The organism is Streptomyces sp. SID1328 (assembly GCF_009865595.1).
Taxonomy (GTDB): Bacteria; Actinomycetota; Actinomycetes; order Streptomycetales; family Streptomycetaceae; genus Streptomyces; species Streptomyces griseoluteus.
In genome coordinates this window covers 1-2,533 of the sequence record NZ_WWKH01001054.1, presented here as the reverse complement: position 1 = coordinate 2,533, position 2,533 = coordinate 1, and the positions used below count along the sequence as shown (strand labels likewise).

Sequence of the window (2,533 nt, the reverse complement as noted above, 5' to 3'; positions counted from 1 at the left end):
GGCGGCAACTGAGCCCTCGGGGCACGCACACCGCGGCACGCACACCGCGGCACGCATACCGACGCACGCCCACCGAAGCGCTCGGGCGGCCGCAGCGGCGATATCCGGCCGCCTGCGACCGCCCCAGCGTGGCGGAAACGCCCAAGGGGCGGCGCCCAGGGCGGGCGAACCGGCGGAGCACCTCGCTCCGCGCTGGGCGTACGCCGTAGTTGAACAGTTGAGCTGTGGAGCCCTCTGAGGGATGGAAACCCTCCGAACTTGGGTAAAAACGCTGTGGCACGGCCAGTGTTCGTGATTCCCTCTAAAACACCACCTCAAGCCCTCGGACGTCCTAGGGACACCGCTTCTCCAGCCGGGCCGACCTGGCCGAATCGCCCGGTGTCACCGAGGTGTGCCGCCCTCTCCTTGTGTGTTAGCGGAGCCGACCCATGCTCACGACCCTGAACACGTCCTACACCGACACCCGAGCCGCAGACCTCGCCTGGGCCCTCGGCCGCGAACCGCTCCCGGCCCTGGCCACCCTCGACCTCGAACTGAGCGGCGCCGAAATTCAGTTGAGGCTGCTCGGCGCCTCGCACCAGGTCCTTCTGGAGACGGACCGGGGCAGTTGTTCGGAGACGGTCGCGTGCATGCCCGGCTCCTCCACCCCGCTCCCCCTCGGCGTCGCCAAACGCGTCGGCGACTGGGAGTACGAGTTCGCGGCGCGCGTGGAGATGCTCACGCCGGGCTCCTTCGCGGTCCGCGCCCAGGAGTTGCTGGCGCTGGTCTCCGACCATCCGCACGGACTCGCCGGGGTCTTCCCCGGCAGCCCGCACGCCTTCACCGCGATGCTCGCCCAGCGGCACGAGGGCCAGGTGCGGTGGCGTACCTGGCACGCGTACCCGCAGGACGGGCAGTTGGTGGTGACCCGTACCCGCGTCGGGGTGAGAGTCCCGGCCGGGCAAGGTGCCTGTTAAACCAACAGGGCCAGGTTGACGGGGAGTTTCCACACGTGTGGGTGACGAAGCGTCCCACTGCGGTGACGTAACGTCGCAGCGTGATCGATCCGTACGCCCCCGTGTCCCCGGGTGCCCCGCCCTGGACCGAGCCCCCGCGGCTGCCCGTCCAGCCCGGTACCGGGCGCTTCCTGGTGCTCGCGTGCGTCTTCGTCTGTGCGGCCTGCGGGCTGGTGTACGAACTCGAACTCGTCGCCTTCGCCTCCTACTTGATCGGTGACTCGATCACCCAGGCGTCCGTGGTGCTGTCGGTGATGGTGTTCGCCATGGGCATCGGCTCGCTCGGCGCGAAACGGCTGCGCTGGCACGCGGCGGTGGGGTTCGGCGCGATCGAGACCGCGCTCGCGCTGGTGGGCGGGTGCAGTGCGATGGCGCTGTACGCGGTCTTCGCGTGGACCGGGGGGTGGGGCGGGATCTGGGCGGACGGGCCGTGCTGTCTGCTGGTCGGGTTCTCGCTGGCCATCGGGTTGCTGGTGGGGGCCGAGGTGCCCTTGCTGATGGAGCTGATCCAGCGCATCCGGCGGCAGGACGCGGGCGGGGCGGTGGCCGATCTCTTCGCTGCCGACTATGTGGGCGCGCTGGTCGGGGGGTTGGCGTTCCCCTTCCTGCTCCTGCCGTTCCTGGGCCAGTTGACCGGCGCGCTGCTCACCGGGTCGGTGAACGTGGTCGCGGGGAGCGCGCTGGTGCTCGGGCTGTTCCGCCGCGATCTCACCCGGCGCGCCCGCTGGACGCTGCTCGTGGCCGGGCTCGCGGTGCTCGGCGTGCTCGCCTCCGCGGCCGTACTCGCCGGCGACTTCGAGGCGGCCGCCCGGCGTGCGGTGTACGGGCCGGACGTGCGGGTGGCCGCGCAGACGGACGTACAGGAGGTGGTCCTCGCCGGGGGCACGCACGGCAAGCCGCTCGACCTCTTCCTCGACGGGCGGCTGCGGGCCGGGGGGCGGGACGAGCGGCGGTACCACGAGGCGCTGGTCCGTCCCGCGCTGTCGGGGCCGCACCGGCGGGTGCTGATCCTGGGCGGCGGGGATGGACTGGCCGCGCGGGAGGTGCTGCGGCACAAGGGGGTCTCGCGGGTGGACGTGGTCGAACTGGACGCGGGTCTGGTGCGGTTGGCGCGCCACGACCCCGGCCTGTCGTCCCTCAACGCGCACGCGTACGACAACCCGCGGGTGCACGTCACCACGGCGGACGCGCTGAGCTGGCTGCGGCGGGCGCCGGCCGGGCGGTACGACGTGGTCCTCGCGGACCTCCCCGATCCCGGCATCACCGCGAGCACCAGGCTGTACTCCCAGGAGTTCTACGGGCTCACGCGCCGTGTCCTCACCCCGGACGGCCGCCTCGCGGTGCACGCGGGTCCGGTGTCGGCGCGGCCCCGCGTCTTCTGGACGGTCGAGGCGACCCTGCGCGCGGCGGGCTTCTCCACCACCCCTTACCGGGTCCTGCGCCACGACACCGGCCCCGACCGCTCGGCGGGCACCTCCCGCACCCCCCGCGACTGGGGCTTCCTCCTCTCCACCCCCGGCCCGAGGTCCCCCCGCCCC

At 72.6% G+C, this 2,533-nt stretch carries 2 protein-coding genes; both read left to right on the top strand.

Translation table 11 applies throughout. The features are described from left to right. Positions 1-428 precede the first annotated feature (428 nt). Entirely contained in the window at positions 429-956 is a 528-nt protein-coding gene (locus GT030_RS33965) for a DUF2617 family protein (RefSeq protein WP_161204349.1), read from the top strand. Between the two features lie 80 nt (positions 957-1,036). Beyond that, the coding region (locus GT030_RS33960; protein ID WP_161204348.1) for a polyamine aminopropyltransferase at positions 1,037-2,533 on the top strand (1,497 nt) is incomplete at its 3' end.